Raw genomic sequence first — 16382 nt, 5'->3', positions numbered from 1 at the left:
CGGATCCAGCCGGACTCACTGGGGCTGTCGCTGCTGCTGCAAGAAACAGAGCTGTTGATACAGCATTTCGGTCTTGGGCATCGCCACACCGGCGCGACGCGCCGTCTCGATCGGGTTCTTCAAGATCGCCTGCAACTCCATCGGTCGACCGGCCAGATAGTCCAGACGCATGCTGCTGTCGTAGGGCACCATTTGACGGGTATGGTCGATCGTCTTATCGATCCACTCCGCACCGATCTGCGCTCCACAGGCTGCTGCCGCCGAGTGAACTTCGCTGATGATGTCACGCACCAGTTCCACCGCGGCCTGACTGGCAACCAGCTTGTCGGTCGATGCGTCCAATGCCACCGACAGCCCATTGAACGGAATGTTCCACATCAATTTGCGCCAGCGAACCTTGTTTAAATCGTCCGAGCACTGCACCTCAATTCCCGCCGCATCCATTTCTTGTCGAATCTGATCGGAGATCGCCAACGTTTGCGCCGTGTTGCGCAGGGGGCCGAACACGATCCGTCCGTAATCGATATGGCGGATGTGACCCGGCCCGACTTTGTTGCTGCACAGAAAACAACAACCGCCCAGCACCCTGTCTTCACCGACCAACTGGGCCACGTCACGTTCCACCCCCAAGCCGTTTTGCAACACCAGCACGACGCCGCCACCACTGGTCGGCTGTTTTAGCAATTCCGGCAACAAATGATTGTTGACGGTTTTCAGCCCCAACAATGTCACGTCACAGGCTGGCATCGCATCGGCTGATTTGTAGGCGTTGACGTCGGGCAACTCAAAATCGCCCCAATGGCTTTCGATTTTCAAACCATGCGTGCGAACATGGTCAAAATCCGAGTGCAGTAAAAAATGCACGTCGTGCCCCGCCGCTGCCAACAAAGCGCCGTACAGTCCACCCAGCGCGCCGGACCCGATGATTGCATAGCTGTTTTTGTTCATATCCCATCATTCTCAAGTGTCAATCGTTCGAGCCGCATGGGTGCAGCCCGGTGCGGGCGGCTACACTCGCTGGATCACCCACCAGCGGCTGCATCGAGTTATCATTTGCAACTACAATTACTGAAAGTGTTCGATCCTCCGATCGGCCCTCCCGCCCCGTCCTGACTTCCCCCCGTTGAACTCCATGCGACGCCCCACTGTCTACCTGATTGCCGCTTCCGTTTTAACCCTGCTGGCCAATGCGACCGCGCTGATCCCATTGGCCTCGGCACAATCGCGTCCGATCCCACTGATCTTTGATACCGACTTGGGAAATGATTGTGACGACGCAATGGCCATCGGCGTGATCCACTCGCTGCAAACTCGCGGTGAGTGCGAATTGCTAGCCGTGACGATCACCAAAGACAATCCGCTGGCTGCCGCATTCGCTGACGTGCTGAACACCTTCTACGGTCGCGGTGACATTCCGATCGGGGTTTGTCACAGCCAAGTCACTCCCGAAACCGGCAAGTACAACGTGTTGGCCGAAGCCAAAGACGAGGGGCAACCTCGCTACGCCCATGATTTAAAAAGTGGCGCCGACGCACCAGATGCCGTCGACCTGCTACGCAAAACGCTCGCCGCCGCCAACGATCACAGCGTGGTGATTGCTCAAGTCGGATTCTCCACCAACTTGGCGAATTTGCTACGTTCCCAACCCGATCAACATAGCCCACTGAGTGGCGTCGATTTGGTGAAACAGAAAGTCCGCTTGCTGTCCGCGATGGCGGGTGCCTTCACTAAGATTCCCAACAAAGAAGGCCATCTGTACAACCACCGTGAATACAACGTCGTCAAAGACTTAGACAGCGCACGGTATTTGGCCGACAACTGGCCGGTCCCGATCGTCTGGAGCGGATTTGAGATCGGTTTGAATTTGACCTATCCACACCGCAGCATCGAAACCGACTTCGACTACGTCAAACATCATCCCATCGCCGAAGCCTATGTGCTGTACAACCCGCCACCCCACGATCGTCCGACGTGGGACTTGACGTCGGTGCTGCACGCAATCCACCCCGAACGAAATTACTTTGACCTGTCCCCTCCTGGCCGAGTGAGCATCGACAAAGAGGGTCTCACTCATTTCCAAGCGGACGAAATGGGACGCGATCAGTACTTGATCCTACGTGAGGATCAAAAACCACGCGCCATCGAAGCCTTGGTTCAATTAACCAGTCAACCGCCTGGCCAATGATTCAAAACTTCTTGTAGGGCAAGAACTTTCCATTGAACGTGATCTTGACCCGGTCCCCTTTGGGATCGGGTTCACGATCAACGTTAATCGAGAAATCGATTGCACTCATGATGCCATCGCCAAATTCTTCTTGGGCGACTTCTTTCATCGCCACACCGTACACCTGCATGATTTCATAAAAGCGATAGACAAACGGATCGCTGGGAATCGTTTGTGTCAGCGATCCACGAAATGGAAACCCTTGCAGCACTTTGCATTCGGCTTCGGTCAACTCCAAATCGTCACTCACCGCTTGGCAGTCCTCTGCGGACATTGAACATTGCCCCGTCAATGCGGCGGCCACCCAGACAGGGTTTTGCCCGATCTTTTCAGCGAGGTCCGCCCAGGTCAGCCCTTTGGCTACCTTGACCGATTCGATCTTGGTTACGACTTGCTCTAATGTCGGCATCGGCTGGGTCATCGTCGTCATCGTGCTACTGTTTCCAAATGGGAAGGAGGGGGGAAAATCGACCGGTATCGATCACCCAGGTTGCACAGCAACGGCCATACCAAATGACCAACAGCCGCCGACAAATCTGAACCCACGCACCTAAAACACTCAAGAAACACAACGAAAAAAATTGCGTTTTTACTACCCACGTCGGCAACTGACAGCCAGCCTGCGATTCATTTGCCGAACACCAATGCACCACTGCCTAGCGAGTGGGCAAAGAAATTCGGCTGGGCCATGGAACCGCCAGCGAGTGCTCGACGGCTGGTGAACCATTTGATTGGTTGTGCTTTTGCATGAGGCATGAGTTTTTGGTAGCCCGACGCGTCAGCGAGGGATCCCGTCAACACACTAAATCCCTCGCTCACGCGTTTTGTGAAGCCAGCACCAATTAGCCTTTTCAACTCAAATGGACCGGCAAAGTGCCGCTTCGATCTCTTCACTCTCCCGCGGGGCGGGCGAGTGAATCACGAAAGCGCTGGCTTCAAAACTAACGCGTCGGGTTGTGATAATCGCTGGCTTCAAAATGAATGCTCCGGTTTAGCGGACCAGAAAGCGGACGTTGACTGGCGAATCGAGTTTGACTTCACTGCCAGCCGGGGTGAGCGTGCCGGTTTCCGGATCCACTTTCAACGAAATGATGTTGCCTGATTTCTGATTGGCCACAACCAAGAACCGCCCCGACGGATCGATCCCAAATCCGCGTGGTATTTCGCCCTGTGTCGACTGATGCCCGATCGGCGTCAACTGCTCCGCTGTCGAATCATAGTGAAACATCGCAATGCTGTTGTGCCCCCGATTGGAAACGTAAACCGTCGCTCCGTTGGGATGCACGAGACACTCCGCGGTGCTGTTGTTGATGGAAACCCCATCGACATCGGCGGGAAGCGTCGACACAACGTTCCCCAGCGTCAATCGACGTGCATCAGCGTCATAGCTCAAGAGAGCAACTTGCGAAGTCATTTCTAAATTTGAAACGGCAGCATTGAAAGTCGAATCAGCCGCTGGCACAAAGCAAAAATGCCGGGGCCCACCGCCGGCGGGCATCGCCAGCGACGGCTGCTGGGACGGTGTCAACTTTCCTGATCCAAGATCGACGTCGTACAGCATGATTTTGTCGGTCCCCAAATCGGCGACGAAAGCTTGCGTACCCGTGCTGTTAAAATTGATCGAGTGTGCGTGCGGCGCCGATTGACGTTTGGGGTCGGCGCCGCGTCCGGCATGCTGATGAAACGATGCGATTTCACCCAGCGACCCATCGCTGCGGATTGAAAACGACGCACAACTGCCGCCACCGTAGTTGGCGACTCCGACGCATTGACCGGTCGGATCGACAGCAACATGACAGGCGCCCCCGCCACCTGTGGAACGCTGATTTAACTTGGTCAACCGACCATCGTCGTTGATCGAAAACGCAGCCACTCCGCCGTTTTCTGCATCGGCTTCGCAAGCCGCATACAATGTTTTTCCGTTCGGATGAATCGCAACAAATGATGGATTGTTGACTTTCGCCGCCAACACCGGCGGGGAGATCGCGCCGGTCACTTCATCCAATGTCGAAACATAAACCCCTTCGCTGCCTGATTGACCTCGCGTGTAAGTGCCAAAATAGACCCACGTTTCAGCAACTCCCGTCACTGCCCATCCGACTAGACACAGAAACACGACAGTTCGCATCGGTACACTCTTGGTAAGGTTAAACTAACAATCGCTAAACGTTGACGGCATGATTGTAAACCAGCGAAAGCCTTCGCTCCGACACGATCCCAATCCCTCCCCCAAAATCCCCACCAAATCCTCCCATGCGAATCGGATCACTGCTGACCCTCAGCTGCCTGTTGATGTTCTCCAACGTCAGCGCTCAATCAACCGCGCCGGCCAGCACGGCATCGCCGTCAGATCACGGCGACTCACTGCTCGCCGACTACTTCCGCGCCGAAACGAGCAAACTGACCGAGCAAACGTTTGCCGGCATCAAAACCCTGGACGACTGGACGCAGCGGCGGAACGAGTACCGACGGCAACTGTTGGAAATGCTTTGCCTGGATCCGATGCCACCCAAGACAGACCTTGCAGCAACCGTGACAGGATCACTGGAAGAACAGGGCGTGATCGTCGAACGACTGCATTTCCAATCGATGCCTGGGTTGTATGTGACCGCTAACTTTTATCGACCGCGCGATCAACAGGGACCACTGCCGGCAATCTTGTATGTCTGCGGTCACGGCAAGGAAATGGCCGATGGAGTCAGCCTGGGGAACAAGACGCACTACCAACATCATGGTGCTTGGTTTGCCAGAAATGGATACGTTTGTTTAACGATCGATACCGTCCAGTTAGGCGAAATCGAGGGCATTCACCATGGCACCTATCGCGAAGGCATGTGGTGGTGGAACAATCGCGGTTATTCATCGGCCGGCGTGGAGGCATACAACTGCATCCGCTCACTAGACTATCTTCAATCGCGTGATGAAGTCGATGGCGATCGAATCGGTGTGACCGGGCGCAGCGGCGGCGGTGCTTACTCATGGTGGATTGCTGCGATCGACCAGCGGATCAAAGCGGCGGTGCCGGTCGCAGGAATCACCAGTCTGAAAAATCATGTCGTCGACGGGTGCGTGGAGGGCCATTGCGACTGCATGTACATGGTCAACACCTATCGCTGGGATTTTCCAATGGTCGCCGCCTTGGTCGCGCCGCGCCCACTGTTGATCGCCAATAGCGACAAAGACCGTATTTTCCCACTCGACGGCGTCGTTGATGTGTACACCAAAACGAAACAGATTTATTCGCTGTACGACGCCAGCGGAAAGTTAGGCTTGCACATCACCGAAGGCCCCCATCAGGACACGCAAGAACTACGCATCGGAGCCTTTCGCTGGTTCAATCGCTTTCTGAAGAAGGATGATGAACTAGTCGAGATGGCTGCAAAGCCGTTGTTTGAAAAACAGCAACTCAAAGTATTTGACGAACTGCCAGCAGACCAGCGGGTCACCACGATCCAGGAAAGTTTTGGCGAAACGGCATCGATCGGCGATTTCACTGGCGACACGAAAGAATCGTCTCAAGCCTTGCGCCAACAAATCTCACAACGTTGCTTTGGTGGTTGGCCAGATCCCGCCGAACCGTTGGACGTAAAAGTCATTAAATCCAATTCTGGTTCGGTCAACGCCAGCCTGATCGAGTTCACCAGCCAGACGCCCTACCGTTTACCGATCTACCTGTTCCAACACGCGGGCGACAACAACGGGCCATTGGAAATCGTGGTTCTCGATGACGCCGGCTGGGACAAATGGTCGCCGATGCTGGCGGCGAGTTTTCCCGATCAATTGCCGGCGATCCAACCGGACGAAAAACTTCTCGCCCAATGGCAGTCCTCATCAGCGCACAAGAACGTGGCCTTTGTCGCACCGCGCGGCATCGGACCGACCCACTGGACCGACAACGATCGAGAACGAACGCATATCCGGCGACGGTTCATGCTGCTGGGACAAACGTTAGCCGGGATGCAAATCTATGATGTCCATCGATCCCTCCAGGCGCTCCGCGACGTTCCTCAACTGCAATGGCAATCCTTAAAAGTCAGTGGGGATCAAGATGCCGCGGTCTGGGCGTTGTACGCCGCACTGTTTTCCGATGGGATCGACGAACTGACACTCAATGGGCTTCCCAGGCGAAACCGCGATGCCCCCGATCTGTTAAACATCAGTCGGATCATCGAGTTGCCCGACGTCGTCCAACTCGCATCCCAACGGATCGAAACCATCAACGCCCATTATGATTCCAGTGAACAGTGATGATCCACCCGCAAATCGAAGATGACATTTTGAAGTTGCGCTTTTGCGTGGGGCATTGGTTTTTGGCAACCCGAAGCGGGAGCGAGGGATCCCGTTAACACCCGGAATCCCTCGCTCACGCTTCGGGTTACCATAAAATTGCAACTTCAAGAGTCCGGCACAACGGTGCAGCTTGATTCTCCACACTCGGGCTAAGAGATAAAGCGATGCCAGCGTCACCGATCGCATTCTTTTCCTCTTCCCATTACTCCCACTCTCTCACACAGGTCGACAAATGTTTCGAATTCAATGGATAGGGTCAACGGGTTGTTTCGTCGCCCTCTGCGCAGTCGCCAGCACAGCTCTATCTCAACCGCCGGGCGGCAGGGGGCGCGCCGGCGGCGCCAACCCCGCACTCGCAGAACCCTTTCGCGGTGTCGCTGCCGATGGCAAAATCGAACCGGGCTTGTTTAAAATTCAATCGACCGGGGTGAGTACCCAACCAGTGGTTGATGCTGCGACCGCATTTCTCGCCAGCCTAAGTGACCGGCAACGACAGCGAACCCGTTTCCCGGTCGATGACTCGGAATGGCGCAAATGGGACAACCGCCACTCGCCGAAACGCCAGGGTGTCGGTTTCGACGAAATGTCGGAAGCCCAACGCAAACTCGCGTTTGATTTGATGGGGGCCAGTTTGAGCGCCAAAGGCCTGAAACTGTCAAAAGACATCATGAAGCTCAACGGAACACTTGCTGAACTGGCGAACAACTACACCGAATATGGCGAGTGGTTGTACTGGATCACCATCATGGGGGAACCGTCGAGTGACCAGCCCTGGGGATGGCAAATTGATGGCCACCACTTGGTCGTCAACTATTTCGTCTTGGGCGATCAAGTCGTGATGTCGCCGTTGTTTGTTGGCAGCGAACCGGTACACGCGACCAGCGGTAAATTCAAAGGCACCATCATTCTGCAAGACGAGCAAAACGCCGGCTACAAGTTGATTCGTTCGTTGGATCCCGAACAACAATCCCAAGCCATCTTGTCAACCGACAAGCCTGGAAACAATGCCTTGGCACAGGCCTACCAAGACAACTTGGATCTGGACTACGCAGGAATTCCGGCATCGAAACTAAACGAGAGCCAGCGGGAACAATTACTCAGTGTGATCGAGCTGTTTGTCGGCAATCAAGATCCCGGACATGCCAAAGTGAAGATGGCGGAGGTCAAGCAGCATCTCGACCGCACCTATTTCGCTTGGGTCGGCCAAACGGAACCCGACAGTGTGTATTACTACCGTGTTCACAGTCCGGTCGTGTTAATCGAATTCGATCACCAACGACGTGTCGCTCCGTTTCGTACCAGCGAACCGACGCGCGACCACATCCATGCCGTGCTTCGCACCCCCAACGGCAACGATTACGGCAAAGACTTGTTGCGGCAACACTACCTGGACCATGATCACAGTCATAAGCACGGTGACAGCCATGATCATGACCATGGTGACGCCCCCGCCAAACCAAGCCCACGTTAGAATCTGCGGTGAATCCAACTGGCCAGTTGCTCGGACACAAAAATCAGATCGCGTGGATCGCGGATCAGCAAATGGTCCGCGCCGGCAAGCGTCAGCAAACTGACCGGTGTGTTCGGCGCTGTCGCGTCGTCACGCTGGGTCTGGATCAACGACATCAATCGAATCGCATGGTCAAAACCCACGGTTTCATCGACGGGTGAATGCATCAGCAGCACCGGGCATTTGATTTTTGGCAACCATTTCGCCACATCGTGTCGACGAAAATCATCCAACATCTGCTTTCGGATCTGCCAATCGATCCCGCCGATCGTGACCGTTGCGATGCCTGCCGATTCGATCGCGGGATTCATCTGTGTCAGCAGTGTCGCCAGGTGTCCGGTATCACTGGGCGCTGCCAACGTCGCGACAAAGCCCAATTGCGACAACGGCAATTCGTCGCTGTCGTCCTGGGCCTTTGCCGCGGTGACGAGCGATGCAATCCCACCGAAACTGTGACCGATCAAGGTGCTCACGGGACCGATTTGCGAATCAGCATAGCGAATCGCTGCGGCCAAATCCGCCAAATTGGTTGTGAAATTGGTCTGCGAAAAATCCCCCCCGCTACCGCCCAGCCCGGTCATGTCGAACCGCAGCACCGCGATGCCGGATTTCGCCAGCGCGCGACTGATGCGAACGGTCGCCTTCAGATCTTTGTTGCAGGTAAAACAATGCGAGAACACCGCGACTGGCAGATTGTGTTGCGGCGACACATCGGCCGGTCGATCGACGATCCCCGTCAGTTCGATGCCGTCGAAATCGGCTGACGAATCGGCCGCGGTTGGTGAACCAGCGGGAAATTTGACGCGATAGGAGGTGGTGGGGTGGATATTCAACGCGGAATCGCCAATCAATCTCACTCAGACCCGATGCTACCCGGCGCACTGATCCGGCCGGCTCGAAACGCTTCTGCCATCGCTCGTGGCACTTCCGCCTCGGCCAGCACCAGGTGGGATTTGTTGCTGGCAACCTTGGCCCGCATCTGCTGTTCCTGAGCCACCGCCTCGGCACGACGACTTTCGGCTTGGGCTTGAGCCACTCGCGTGTCCGCTTCGGCTTGATCGCTCTGCAATCGGGCGCCGATATTTTCACCGACATCAATATCGGCGATATCAATCGAGACGATTTCGAACGCGGTTTGCGCATCGAGTCCACGGTCAAGGACAACCCGAGTGATCATGTCGGGGTTTTCCAACACCTTGAAGTGCGTCTCCGCTGATCCAATCGAACTGATGATCGCTTCACCAACCCGAGCAATCACCGTGTCCTCGGTCGCTCCGCCGATCAGTTGTTCCAAATTGGTCCGCACCGTGACGCGAGCACGCACCCGCAGCTCGATGCCGTTCTTGGTGATCGCACTGAGCGTTGTTTTGCCGCTGCGGGTGGGATCGGGGCAATCGATGACTTTGGGATAAACACTGGTTTGAACCGCGTCCAAAACGTCGCGCCCGGCCAAGTCGATCGCGGCCGCTTGGTCAAAGTCCAACGGAATTTCCGCTCGGGCCGCGGCAATGATCGCGTGAATGATGTTCATCACGTTACCGCCGGCCAAATAGTGGGCCTCCAAACGCCGCGTGCTAATCCCGGCCTTGCGACCGATATCCAATCCGGCCTGCGCCGACATCACTTTGGCCTGCACGATCACATTCGGATTCACCTTCGTGAAGTGCATTCGAATCAGACTCGGCGCGCTGACATCTGCCACCGACATGTAGGCTTGAATCCAAAGTTTCCCGTACTTCAGGGCAAAGAATCCCATTACGATCGCAAAGACCAAGAAAACCACGCCGCCAATCACGATCATTGCCGCGTTAAATGCCGTATTGGCAATCGGCAAACTAACCGCAAGCGCGACTGCAGATAAAGACGACGGGGCGAGCAGCATGATGCGTTCCTTCCTAGGGCGTGATCGATTTCACCGATCGGGCGGGATCGGTGAAGTCACCCATCCTTCCGATCCACTCGTGTTAGGGGGATCTTAAAACGCCATTGTAAACCTACGCAAGCCTGGCGTGGGCAATTCAGGCCCCACCGCAGCCCCGAACTCTTGAAGTTGCGTTTGACGGTATCCCGATGCGTTACAAATCGCTTTGCAAAGAATTCATGAAACTCCGCGGGAAACTTTGTCGCAAACACGTTTTCAACTGTTGAAAAACATTTAGACCACCTAGGGTAAGGCAAACCATCCCCATCACAAATCACCGTCGCTCCGCTGGCCTCCACCGACCGCCACGCGTGAGTGATTTAGCTGTATCGGAGCGTTCCGTCATGCGAGCAGAATGGAAAGAGGGCGACTGGGCCGTCTACCGAAAAAGCAAGCAGGGTGCCAATCCAGGCCGCCGCGCTAGCCAAGTCGTTGCGTCCAGCAAAGGCGAAACGTACCGCTATGTCGTCGACAAATTCTGGGTGGTCGATAAAGTCTTGGAGGATGGCCACCTACGCCTGGTGACCGCTCGCGGAAAATGCCATTTGATCAGCGCGGATGACCCCAATTTACGCCGCCCCGGACTGTTGCAAAAACTGCTTTGGCGAGAGCGATTTGTGATGGTTGAATCCAGCCGAGGCAACGACGACCACTTCCGATCCGCTGGCAACACGATCGGCGCTTAAGATCCACTTCTGATTGCGCCCGTCAGGGTTCTATTGTTCGGCGTTGGGGTGGCGTCCTCGTAGCGGATCCCGCCAGGGTTCCGATGCCTGGGACGCAGAGGTTCTGAACCGTGGCCGGCCCAGTTACGGCGTTGCGGTGGATTCCTCGTAGCGGACCCGCAAGGGTTCCGATGCCTGGGATGCTGAGGTTCTGAACCGTGGCCGGCCCAGCCACGGCGTTGCGGTGGATTCCTCGTAGCGGATCCCGCCAGGGTTCCGAGGCCCGGGATGCAGAGGTTCTGAACCGTGGCCGGCCCAGCTACGACGTTGCGGTGGATTCCTCGTAGCGGATCCCGCCAGGGTTCCGATGCCCGGGATGCAGAGGTTCTGAACCGTGGCCGGCCCAGCTACGGCGTTGCGGTGGCGTCCTCGTAGCGGATCCCGCCGGGGTTCCGATGCCTGGGATGCAGAGGTTCTGAACCGTGGCCGACCCAGCTACGACGCTGCGGTGGATTCCTCGTAGCGGATCCCGCCAGGGTTCCGATGCCCGGGATGCAGAGGTTCTGAACCGTGGCCGGCCCAGCTACGGCGTTGCGGTGGCGTCCTCGTAGCGGATCCCGCCAGGGTTCCGATGCTCGGGATGCAGAGGTTCTGAACCGTGGCCGGCCCAGCTACGGCGTTGCGGTGGCGTCCTCGTAGCGGATCCCGCCAGGGTTCCGATGCCTGGGATGCAGAGGTTCTGAACCGTGGCCGGCCCAGCTACGGCGTTGCGGTGGATTCCTCGTAGCGGATCCCGCCAGGGTTCCGATGCCTGGGATGCTGAGGTTCTGAACCGTGGCCGGCCCAGCTACGGCGTTGCGGTGGATTCCTCGTAGCGGATCCCGCCAGGGTTCCGATGCTCGGGATGCAGAGGTTCTGAACTGTGGCCAGCCCAGCTACGGCGTTGCGGTGGCGTCCTCGTAGCGGATCCCGCCAGGGTTCCGATGCCCGGGATACAGAGGTTCTGAACCGTGGCCGGCCCAGCTACGGCGTTGCAGTGGATTCCTCGTAGCGGATCCCGCCAGGGTTCCGATGCCCGGGATACAGAGGTTCTGAACCGTGGCCGGCCCAGCTACGGCGTTGCGGTGGACTTCCCGTAGCGGATCCCGCCAGGGTTCCGATGCCCGGGATTCAGAGGTTCTGAACCGTGGCCGGCCCAGCTACGGCGTTACGGTGGATTCCTCGTAGCGGATCCCGCCAGGGTTCCGATGCTCGGGATGCAGAGGTTCTGAACCGTGGCCGGCCCAGCTACGGCGTAGCGGTGGATTCCTCGTAGCGGACCCGCAAGGGTTCCGATGCCTGGGATGCAGAGGTTCTGAACCGTGGCCGGCCCAGCTACGGCGTTGCGGTGGATTCCTCGTAGCCGATTCCGCACGCGGTCGCGGCTGACACGGTGAATAGAATTTCGGCCTGGCCACCGACGCTGCGGTCGGCTCGTGTTCGAAACAGTGGCAATCGCTGCATCTGCCCGATCACGTTCAGTACCCGTGGGTCCTGGTAGAGTGCCAAGAACGACGGCTCAAATCGCTGCGGTGTCGAAAACCGTCTACACGCTCCGAGCGAATCGGCGTCGGCCTGAGCAACAAACTCGTCTGCATTTGCCAACAGTAAACTCCCCCGCTTCATCCCCACACCCACGTTCTCGCCGACCGGCCCCGCGACAAAAATCGTTCCGGCCACCATCGACGCAGCCAGCATTGCGCCGACAGATCCGCCGATCACAATGGTGCCCCGGCGCATCCGATGACCGGCGTAATCACCCGCGTTGCCGGTCACCGAAATGCTGCCGCCGGACATGCCGATCTTGTGGGCTCCGATCGGTTCCGCCAAAAAATTGCCGACGTCTCCCTCGACCAACACACTGCCGCCGGTCATGCCAGACCCCAAACCGTTGCCGGCACTTCCTCGCACCAAGAATTCACCTTGGTCATGGCCCGCTGCGATTCCATGCACATTTTTCAAATCGCCTTCGATCACAACCTGATCGGAAGCATCTAGATCCGCCACGACAGAAAACAGTTCCCCTAGCGCAACGGCGTTTCCGTCTGCGACCATTGGTAGCGATTCGATTTCCCCCAACGTCATCTTTGCCAAGTCACGTCGACGAATCGCAGTTGCATCAATCGATCGCTGGGGGCCGCTGCGACGAACAAAATGCCAAGCGGTCATGCCAGAATCTCGTGCAAATGAAAATGATGACGGCCGAGTTTGCCGCCATAGTTGCCGGCGCTGACAGCGATCAATCCGTGTTCTCCGCAACAATCACAGGCCGACTGAATCCCGGCTCGCATGGCCGCACAAATCGATTGCTCAGTCAAACCGTCCAAGACAATTTCCAACACCGCATTCTCGCCGTCACGCAACTTCGATTCCGTCACGCCCCGCAACGTCGGGCAATAGGCGTCGTTGGTCGATGCCACCAACGACGGATACTTCGACCCGATCTTGGAACCGCTGCGTGTGACGCCACCGGGAAACGGAGCGATCACACCGGGAATCGGCTCGATCGCAGCCATCGCGGCACGGGCAGCACGGCTGGCAGCATCGATATCCTTGGCGATCAACAAAAAGTTTCCGCCACCGATCCCTGACACTCGTGGTGCGTCATGCTGACAAATGAATTCACCATCCATCACCGGAATCCGCCAAAACCGTTTGCCGTCAATCACCTTGCTGATCTGGTGCCCATCACCAAAGTAGCGCAGTGATTTCCCCAGTCCGATTCGTTTTTCATCGGCGTACTGAGGGCCTTCCAGCCCGGCAAACAAGGCCGTTGTGGGACAGGTCAACACGCACTGACCGGCACGACGAACGATTTGTTTTTCCAATTCATCGCCCGACATCGCAAACGCTAACAATGCGATTCCCGGACGTCCATCGGGCGTCTGTTTGGGCCACAGCGGTGTTTCAACGTCAATCTCCAATTTGCAATCGATCACACTGGTCCCAAAACCACTCATCGCCGACGCGGCATGCTCGGCCCAGATTTCGTCGTTCGCAGTGATGATGATTCGCGTCGCTTTCATGTCGAACGCTTCAGCAAAGGTTGGTTCAATACGGACACCGTTGATCAGCAATGTCTCGCCTGGTGACGGGCCAGCCGACGGGTTCAAGTCACTCATTGGTTTCCCCCTGGCCAACGATTGATTTCAAACCACTGTGCCCAATCGGCTGACGGTCAGGTCGACTACGCAAAACTGATTCCATTTCGTCATCACTGATCCAAAGCCGATGAAAATCAAAACTCGATCGCTGCTTGTACCATTCGCGAAATTCGCCGACCGAGTCGGGATCGAATGACACATCGGCGGTCAAAGTTTGGTGCGGCAACGGATCGGCGTTCGACAGATCGATCGGCGCACTCTGACGTGTGCCATTGCGAATCAAATGTTGACCGCGGGCGAAAACATGGCTGGGGGAACGAAACATTTGCTCCAAGTTCATCCCGGCGCAGGCAGCAACATCGCCATACACGACCACATCGGCCAGCGCCCCCGGGTCCAACCTGCCGCGATTTCCCAGACCCATGATGGCCGCCGGCGCGCTGCGCGTCATCGTCGCAATTTCGGCAAGCGTGTACTCGCGATCGATCCCACCCAGTGAACTGGCGGCGACGGCATCCGGATGGATCTCCGCCAGGGCGGTTTCACGAAACGAGCGATCACCCAATAGACGCAGCAGATGCGGATAGGCGGTGAACGGTGCACCATTGGGATGATCGGTGGTCAGAAAAACGCGACTGGGGTCGTCAATCATCAAAAACAATTCCAATCCAATCGCCCACTGCAACGCATGCACAAACTGGCGACGACGATAACGAAACGGTACGACGCCACAACCGGCTTCGCACTCGATGTCGACGATCGCTGTTTTTCGCGGTGAGGCGTGTTTTCGATTGGCAAACTGATGCGCCGAATCGGCACTGATCGTGACCGTTTGCCCGAACATCACTTGCCCAACATCGATCGTCACATTGGGGTGTTTGACAAGTGCCGCAACCAATTCGCTGGCGGCCGAAGACATGCCATGCCGACTGTTGTCGCCGTAACAATGAAACTGGGCATGAGTCAGATGAATCGGGTACCCGGCGGCAGCCTCGATGGTCGCGATCGTCGATCGAATGTTGCCGGGCACGCCCAGATTGCTGCAGTGGATGTGCAGCGGATGCACCAAACCGATCTCTTGTACGGCCCGTGCCAGTACACGAATGATGTCTGCCGGTGTCACACCATATTTCGGGTGCGGCGTGTCCACATCCAGCGGTCGATCGGCGAACTTGAAGGCCGAAATACCACCCGGGTTAACGACTTTGACCGCAATGCACTGGGTGGCTCGGACCATCCAGGCGACATAATCATTGATCAACCGCTGCGGGCTTTGACGAGCGATCAATTGCAGCAATAGCTCGTCATTGCCCAGCAAACAAAATCCGCCGGTAGCCAGTCCAGGCATGTCAGCCATTTCGGCATGGGCGGCGCGGGCGTTGCAGGGAATCACCGCGGGTTCAAACGCGACGGTGTATCCCATTTCCAAATACCGCTGCGCGGCAACGGCGGCCGAAGGCAAAAATGGCGACTCAGCCGCCAGTGTCGCGGTGGCTCGAGCGGAGTCGTCGATGGTGTCGGCCATCAACATCCGCGCGATTGCCAATTTGCCACCGCCGATGTGTGTGTGAATATCGATCCCACCGGCCATCACGACTGACGATGTGGCATCAATCAACACGTCGGCTTGATCGCGGTGCAATGCATTGCCGTCGATGATCGAATCGCCCGCGATCCAAACGTCTTCCGTCCGATCAACACCGCTGGCCGGATCGATCACACGCCCTCCATGAATCAGTGTTTTCATAAACCCGCTTCGTCGTCGGCCTCCGCCGCTTGGTCTGGATCGGCGCCTGGTTTGCCGCTGCCGGCTGTGTTGTCCGGTTTGGCTTCGTCGACCGGTTCCGTCTTTTTCTCGCCACGCTTGCGTCGGCTGTTTTTCTGTTCGCCCGGTTGAACTTCGCCGTAGACACGATCGGTGGTGACCGTGATCCGCTCGGCTTTGACCTGGTTTTCATTGGGTGCTTGATAAAAACCAGCCACCGTGACTTTGTCGCCTTCCTTTGCCAGCGACAAATTGTTGTAGCGGACTTCCAATTCGGTATCCGCGTTGACCGGGACTTGAATGGGCATTCTTCCGGCTTGCAATGCCAGGATACCATTGGGTGTCACGCCGATCAGACTTCCGACGATGGTCAACTTGCCCGTCATCGGCTGGTTGGGATTGCCCGGCTTAGGATCTCCGTGGATTCCCGGAGTGAATTGATCCTTGGCCCGACCTTTGATCGATCGCAGATCCACCTGCTGGAACAACGTGATCTTGGCGATCGGTTCCAAGGGCACGCCACCGGGCCCAAAATTGCCCGTCAGACGAACCAGCATGCCACGCTGTAAAAATGCCGGTGAAGCTTTGGCAACGAATTGAAACGAAGAGATTTGGTCGGGTGGCATCACCATCGCTTCGGTGCCGTCGTCTTTTTCAACGATCACCAGGCCACGCTGAAACCCCTTGAGTTTGCCGGTGAAATTGGTGACCTCGTTGGACGGCACCGCCGTTTGCCCACCGGCCGCTGCGCCAAATCCTGGTGGATCCCCAGCCACCTCGCCGGCGGTCAACAGAACCCCCAGACAAATCAGCCCCAGCGAAACGAAAACAGGCCTTTGAAAACGGTTCATGATCAATCCACTC

Annotated in this window: 14 protein-coding genes; 4 read left to right on the top strand and 10 right to left on the bottom strand. The window is 56.9% G+C overall.

The window, feature by feature from the left end; all coding sequences use genetic code 11:
• Window positions 1–15 precede the first annotated feature (15 nt).
• A complete protein-coding gene (locus NHH03_RS01815; RefSeq protein WP_253154022.1) occupies window positions 16–948 on the bottom strand; it encodes a putative 2-dehydropantoate 2-reductase in 933 nt (310 codons plus the stop codon).
• Between the two features lie 184 nt (window positions 949–1132).
• Here NHH03_RS01815 and NHH03_RS01810 point away from each other — a divergent pair, with 184 nt between their 5' ends.
• Window positions 1133–2185 carry a nucleoside hydrolase gene (locus NHH03_RS01810; protein ID WP_253154020.1) on the top strand — a complete coding sequence of 351 codons (1053 nt, stop codon included), beginning with the start codon at window positions 1133–1135 and terminating at the stop codon, window positions 2183–2185.
• A 1-nt stretch (window position 2186) separates the two neighbouring features.
• Here NHH03_RS01810 and cynS read toward each other — a convergent pair whose 3' ends face one another.
• The 3 genes from cynS to NHH03_RS01800 form a co-directional block, all read right to left on the bottom strand.
• Window positions 2187–2654: a cyanase gene (gene cynS, locus NHH03_RS01805; RefSeq protein WP_253154019.1), complete on the bottom strand. Its 468-nt coding sequence runs from the start codon at window positions 2652–2654 to the stop codon at window positions 2187–2189.
• A 197-nt stretch (window positions 2655–2851) separates the two neighbouring features.
• A complete protein-coding gene (locus tag NHH03_RS27805) occupies window positions 2852–2980 on the bottom strand; it encodes a hypothetical protein (RefSeq protein WP_261364025.1) in 129 nt (42 codons plus the stop codon).
• A 235-nt stretch (window positions 2981–3215) separates the two neighbouring features.
• Window positions 3216–4352: a lactonase family protein gene (locus tag NHH03_RS01800; RefSeq protein WP_253154017.1), complete on the bottom strand. Its 1137-nt coding sequence runs from the start codon at window positions 4350–4352 to the stop codon at window positions 3216–3218.
• Between the two features lie 125 nt (window positions 4353–4477).
• Between NHH03_RS01800 and NHH03_RS01795 the strand changes: the two genes are divergently transcribed.
• Both NHH03_RS01795 and NHH03_RS01790 read left to right on the top strand, forming a co-directional pair.
• Window positions 4478–6472, top strand: coding sequence for an alpha/beta hydrolase family protein (locus NHH03_RS01795; RefSeq protein ID WP_253154015.1), 1995 nt, complete (start codon window positions 4478–4480; stop codon window positions 6470–6472).
• 469 nt (window positions 6473–6941) lie between these two features.
• Complete coding sequence (locus tag NHH03_RS01790; protein ID WP_253154013.1) at window positions 6942–7985, top strand: DUF3500 domain-containing protein; 1044 nt, start codon at window positions 6942–6944, stop codon at window positions 7983–7985.
• Here the strand turns inward: NHH03_RS01790 and NHH03_RS01785 are convergent.
• On the bottom strand, window positions 7982–8857 hold the full coding sequence (locus tag NHH03_RS01785) for an alpha/beta hydrolase family protein (protein WP_253154012.1): 876 nt from the start codon (window positions 8855–8857) through the stop codon (window positions 7982–7984). The two genes, NHH03_RS01790 and NHH03_RS01785, sit on opposite strands and share 4 nt — an antisense overlap.
• Window positions 8858–8877: 20 nt before the next feature.
• Window positions 8878–9825, bottom strand: a complete 948-nt coding sequence (gene floA / locus NHH03_RS01780) for a flotillin-like protein FloA (RefSeq protein ID WP_253154055.1) — start codon at window positions 9823–9825, stop codon at window positions 8878–8880.
• Between the two features lie 464 nt (window positions 9826–10289).
• On the opposite strand from floA, the gene NHH03_RS01775 reads away from it, so the two are divergent.
• Entirely contained in the window at window positions 10290–10631 is a 342-nt protein-coding gene (locus tag NHH03_RS01775; protein ID WP_253154011.1) for a hypothetical protein, read from the top strand.
• 1353 nt (window positions 10632–11984) lie between these two features.
• Here NHH03_RS01775 and NHH03_RS01770 read toward each other — a convergent pair.
• The 4 genes from NHH03_RS01770 to NHH03_RS01755 are packed head-to-tail and all read right to left on the bottom strand — an operon-like array spanning window position 11985 to window position 16369.
• On the bottom strand, window positions 11985–12818 hold the full coding sequence (locus NHH03_RS01770) for a GltB/FmdC/FwdC-like GXGXG domain-containing protein (RefSeq protein WP_253154010.1): 834 nt from the start codon (window positions 12816–12818) through the stop codon (window positions 11985–11987).
• Entirely contained in the window at window positions 12815–13771 is a 957-nt protein-coding gene (fhcD, locus tag NHH03_RS01765) for a formylmethanofuran--tetrahydromethanopterin N-formyltransferase (protein WP_253154009.1), read from the bottom strand. The genes NHH03_RS01770 and fhcD overlap by 4 nt, the downstream gene beginning before the upstream one ends.
• Window positions 13764–15500, bottom strand: a complete 1737-nt coding sequence (locus NHH03_RS01760) for a formylmethanofuran dehydrogenase subunit A (protein WP_253154008.1) — start codon at window positions 15498–15500, stop codon at window positions 13764–13766. The genes fhcD and NHH03_RS01760 overlap by 8 nt, the downstream gene beginning before the upstream one ends.
• Window positions 15497–16369, bottom strand: coding sequence for a hypothetical protein (locus tag NHH03_RS01755; RefSeq protein WP_253154007.1), 873 nt, complete (start codon window positions 16367–16369; stop codon window positions 15497–15499). Before NHH03_RS01755 ends, NHH03_RS01760 begins: the two co-directional genes overlap by 4 nt.
• Between the last annotated feature and the right edge of the window lie 13 nt (window positions 16370–16382).

Source organism: Stieleria tagensis (assembly GCF_024129865.1).
GTDB lineage: Bacteria > Planctomycetota > Planctomycetia > Pirellulales > Pirellulaceae > Stieleria > Stieleria tagensis.
Note: the sequence above shows the minus strand (reverse complement) of the source record. Positions and strands in the feature narration are given on the sequence as shown.

Bases quoted from the DNA above. Each gene is read 5' to 3' on its own strand.
- NHH03_RS01815 (WP_253154022.1), bottom strand. From the start codon at position 948: ATGAACAAAAACAGCTATGCAATCATCGGGTCCGGCGCGCTGGGTGGA.
- NHH03_RS01810 (WP_253154020.1), top strand. From the start codon at position 1,133: ATGCGACGCCCCACTGTCTACCTGATTGCCGCTTCCGTTTTAACCCTG.
- cynS (WP_253154019.1), bottom strand. From the start codon at position 2,654: ATGACGACGATGACCCAGCCGATGCCGACATTAGAGCAAGTCGTAACC.
- NHH03_RS27805 (WP_261364025.1), bottom strand. From the start codon at position 2,980: ATGCCTCATGCAAAAGCACAACCAATCAAATGGTTCACCAGCCGTCGA.
- NHH03_RS01800 (WP_253154017.1), bottom strand. From the start codon at position 4,352: ATGCGAACTGTCGTGTTTCTGTGTCTAGTCGGATGGGCAGTGACGGGA.
- NHH03_RS01795 (WP_253154015.1), top strand. From the start codon at position 4,478: ATGCGAATCGGATCACTGCTGACCCTCAGCTGCCTGTTGATGTTCTCC.
- floA (WP_253154055.1), bottom strand. From the start codon at position 9,825: ATGATCGTGATTGGCGGCGTGGTTTTCTTGGTCTTTGCGATCGTAATG.
- NHH03_RS01775 (WP_253154011.1), top strand. From the start codon at position 10,290: ATGCGAGCAGAATGGAAAGAGGGCGACTGGGCCGTCTACCGAAAAAGC.
- NHH03_RS01770 (WP_253154010.1), bottom strand. From the start codon at position 12,818: ATGACCGCTTGGCATTTTGTTCGTCGCAGCGGCCCCCAGCGATCGATT.
- fhcD (WP_253154009.1), bottom strand. From the start codon at position 13,771: ATGAGTGACTTGAACCCGTCGGCTGGCCCGTCACCAGGCGAGACATTG.
- NHH03_RS01760 (WP_253154008.1), bottom strand. From the start codon at position 15,500: ATGAAAACACTGATTCATGGAGGGCGTGTGATCGATCCGGCCAGCGGT.
- NHH03_RS01755 (WP_253154007.1), bottom strand. From the start codon at position 16,369: ATGAACCGTTTTCAAAGGCCTGTTTTCGTTTCGCTGGGGCTGATTTGT.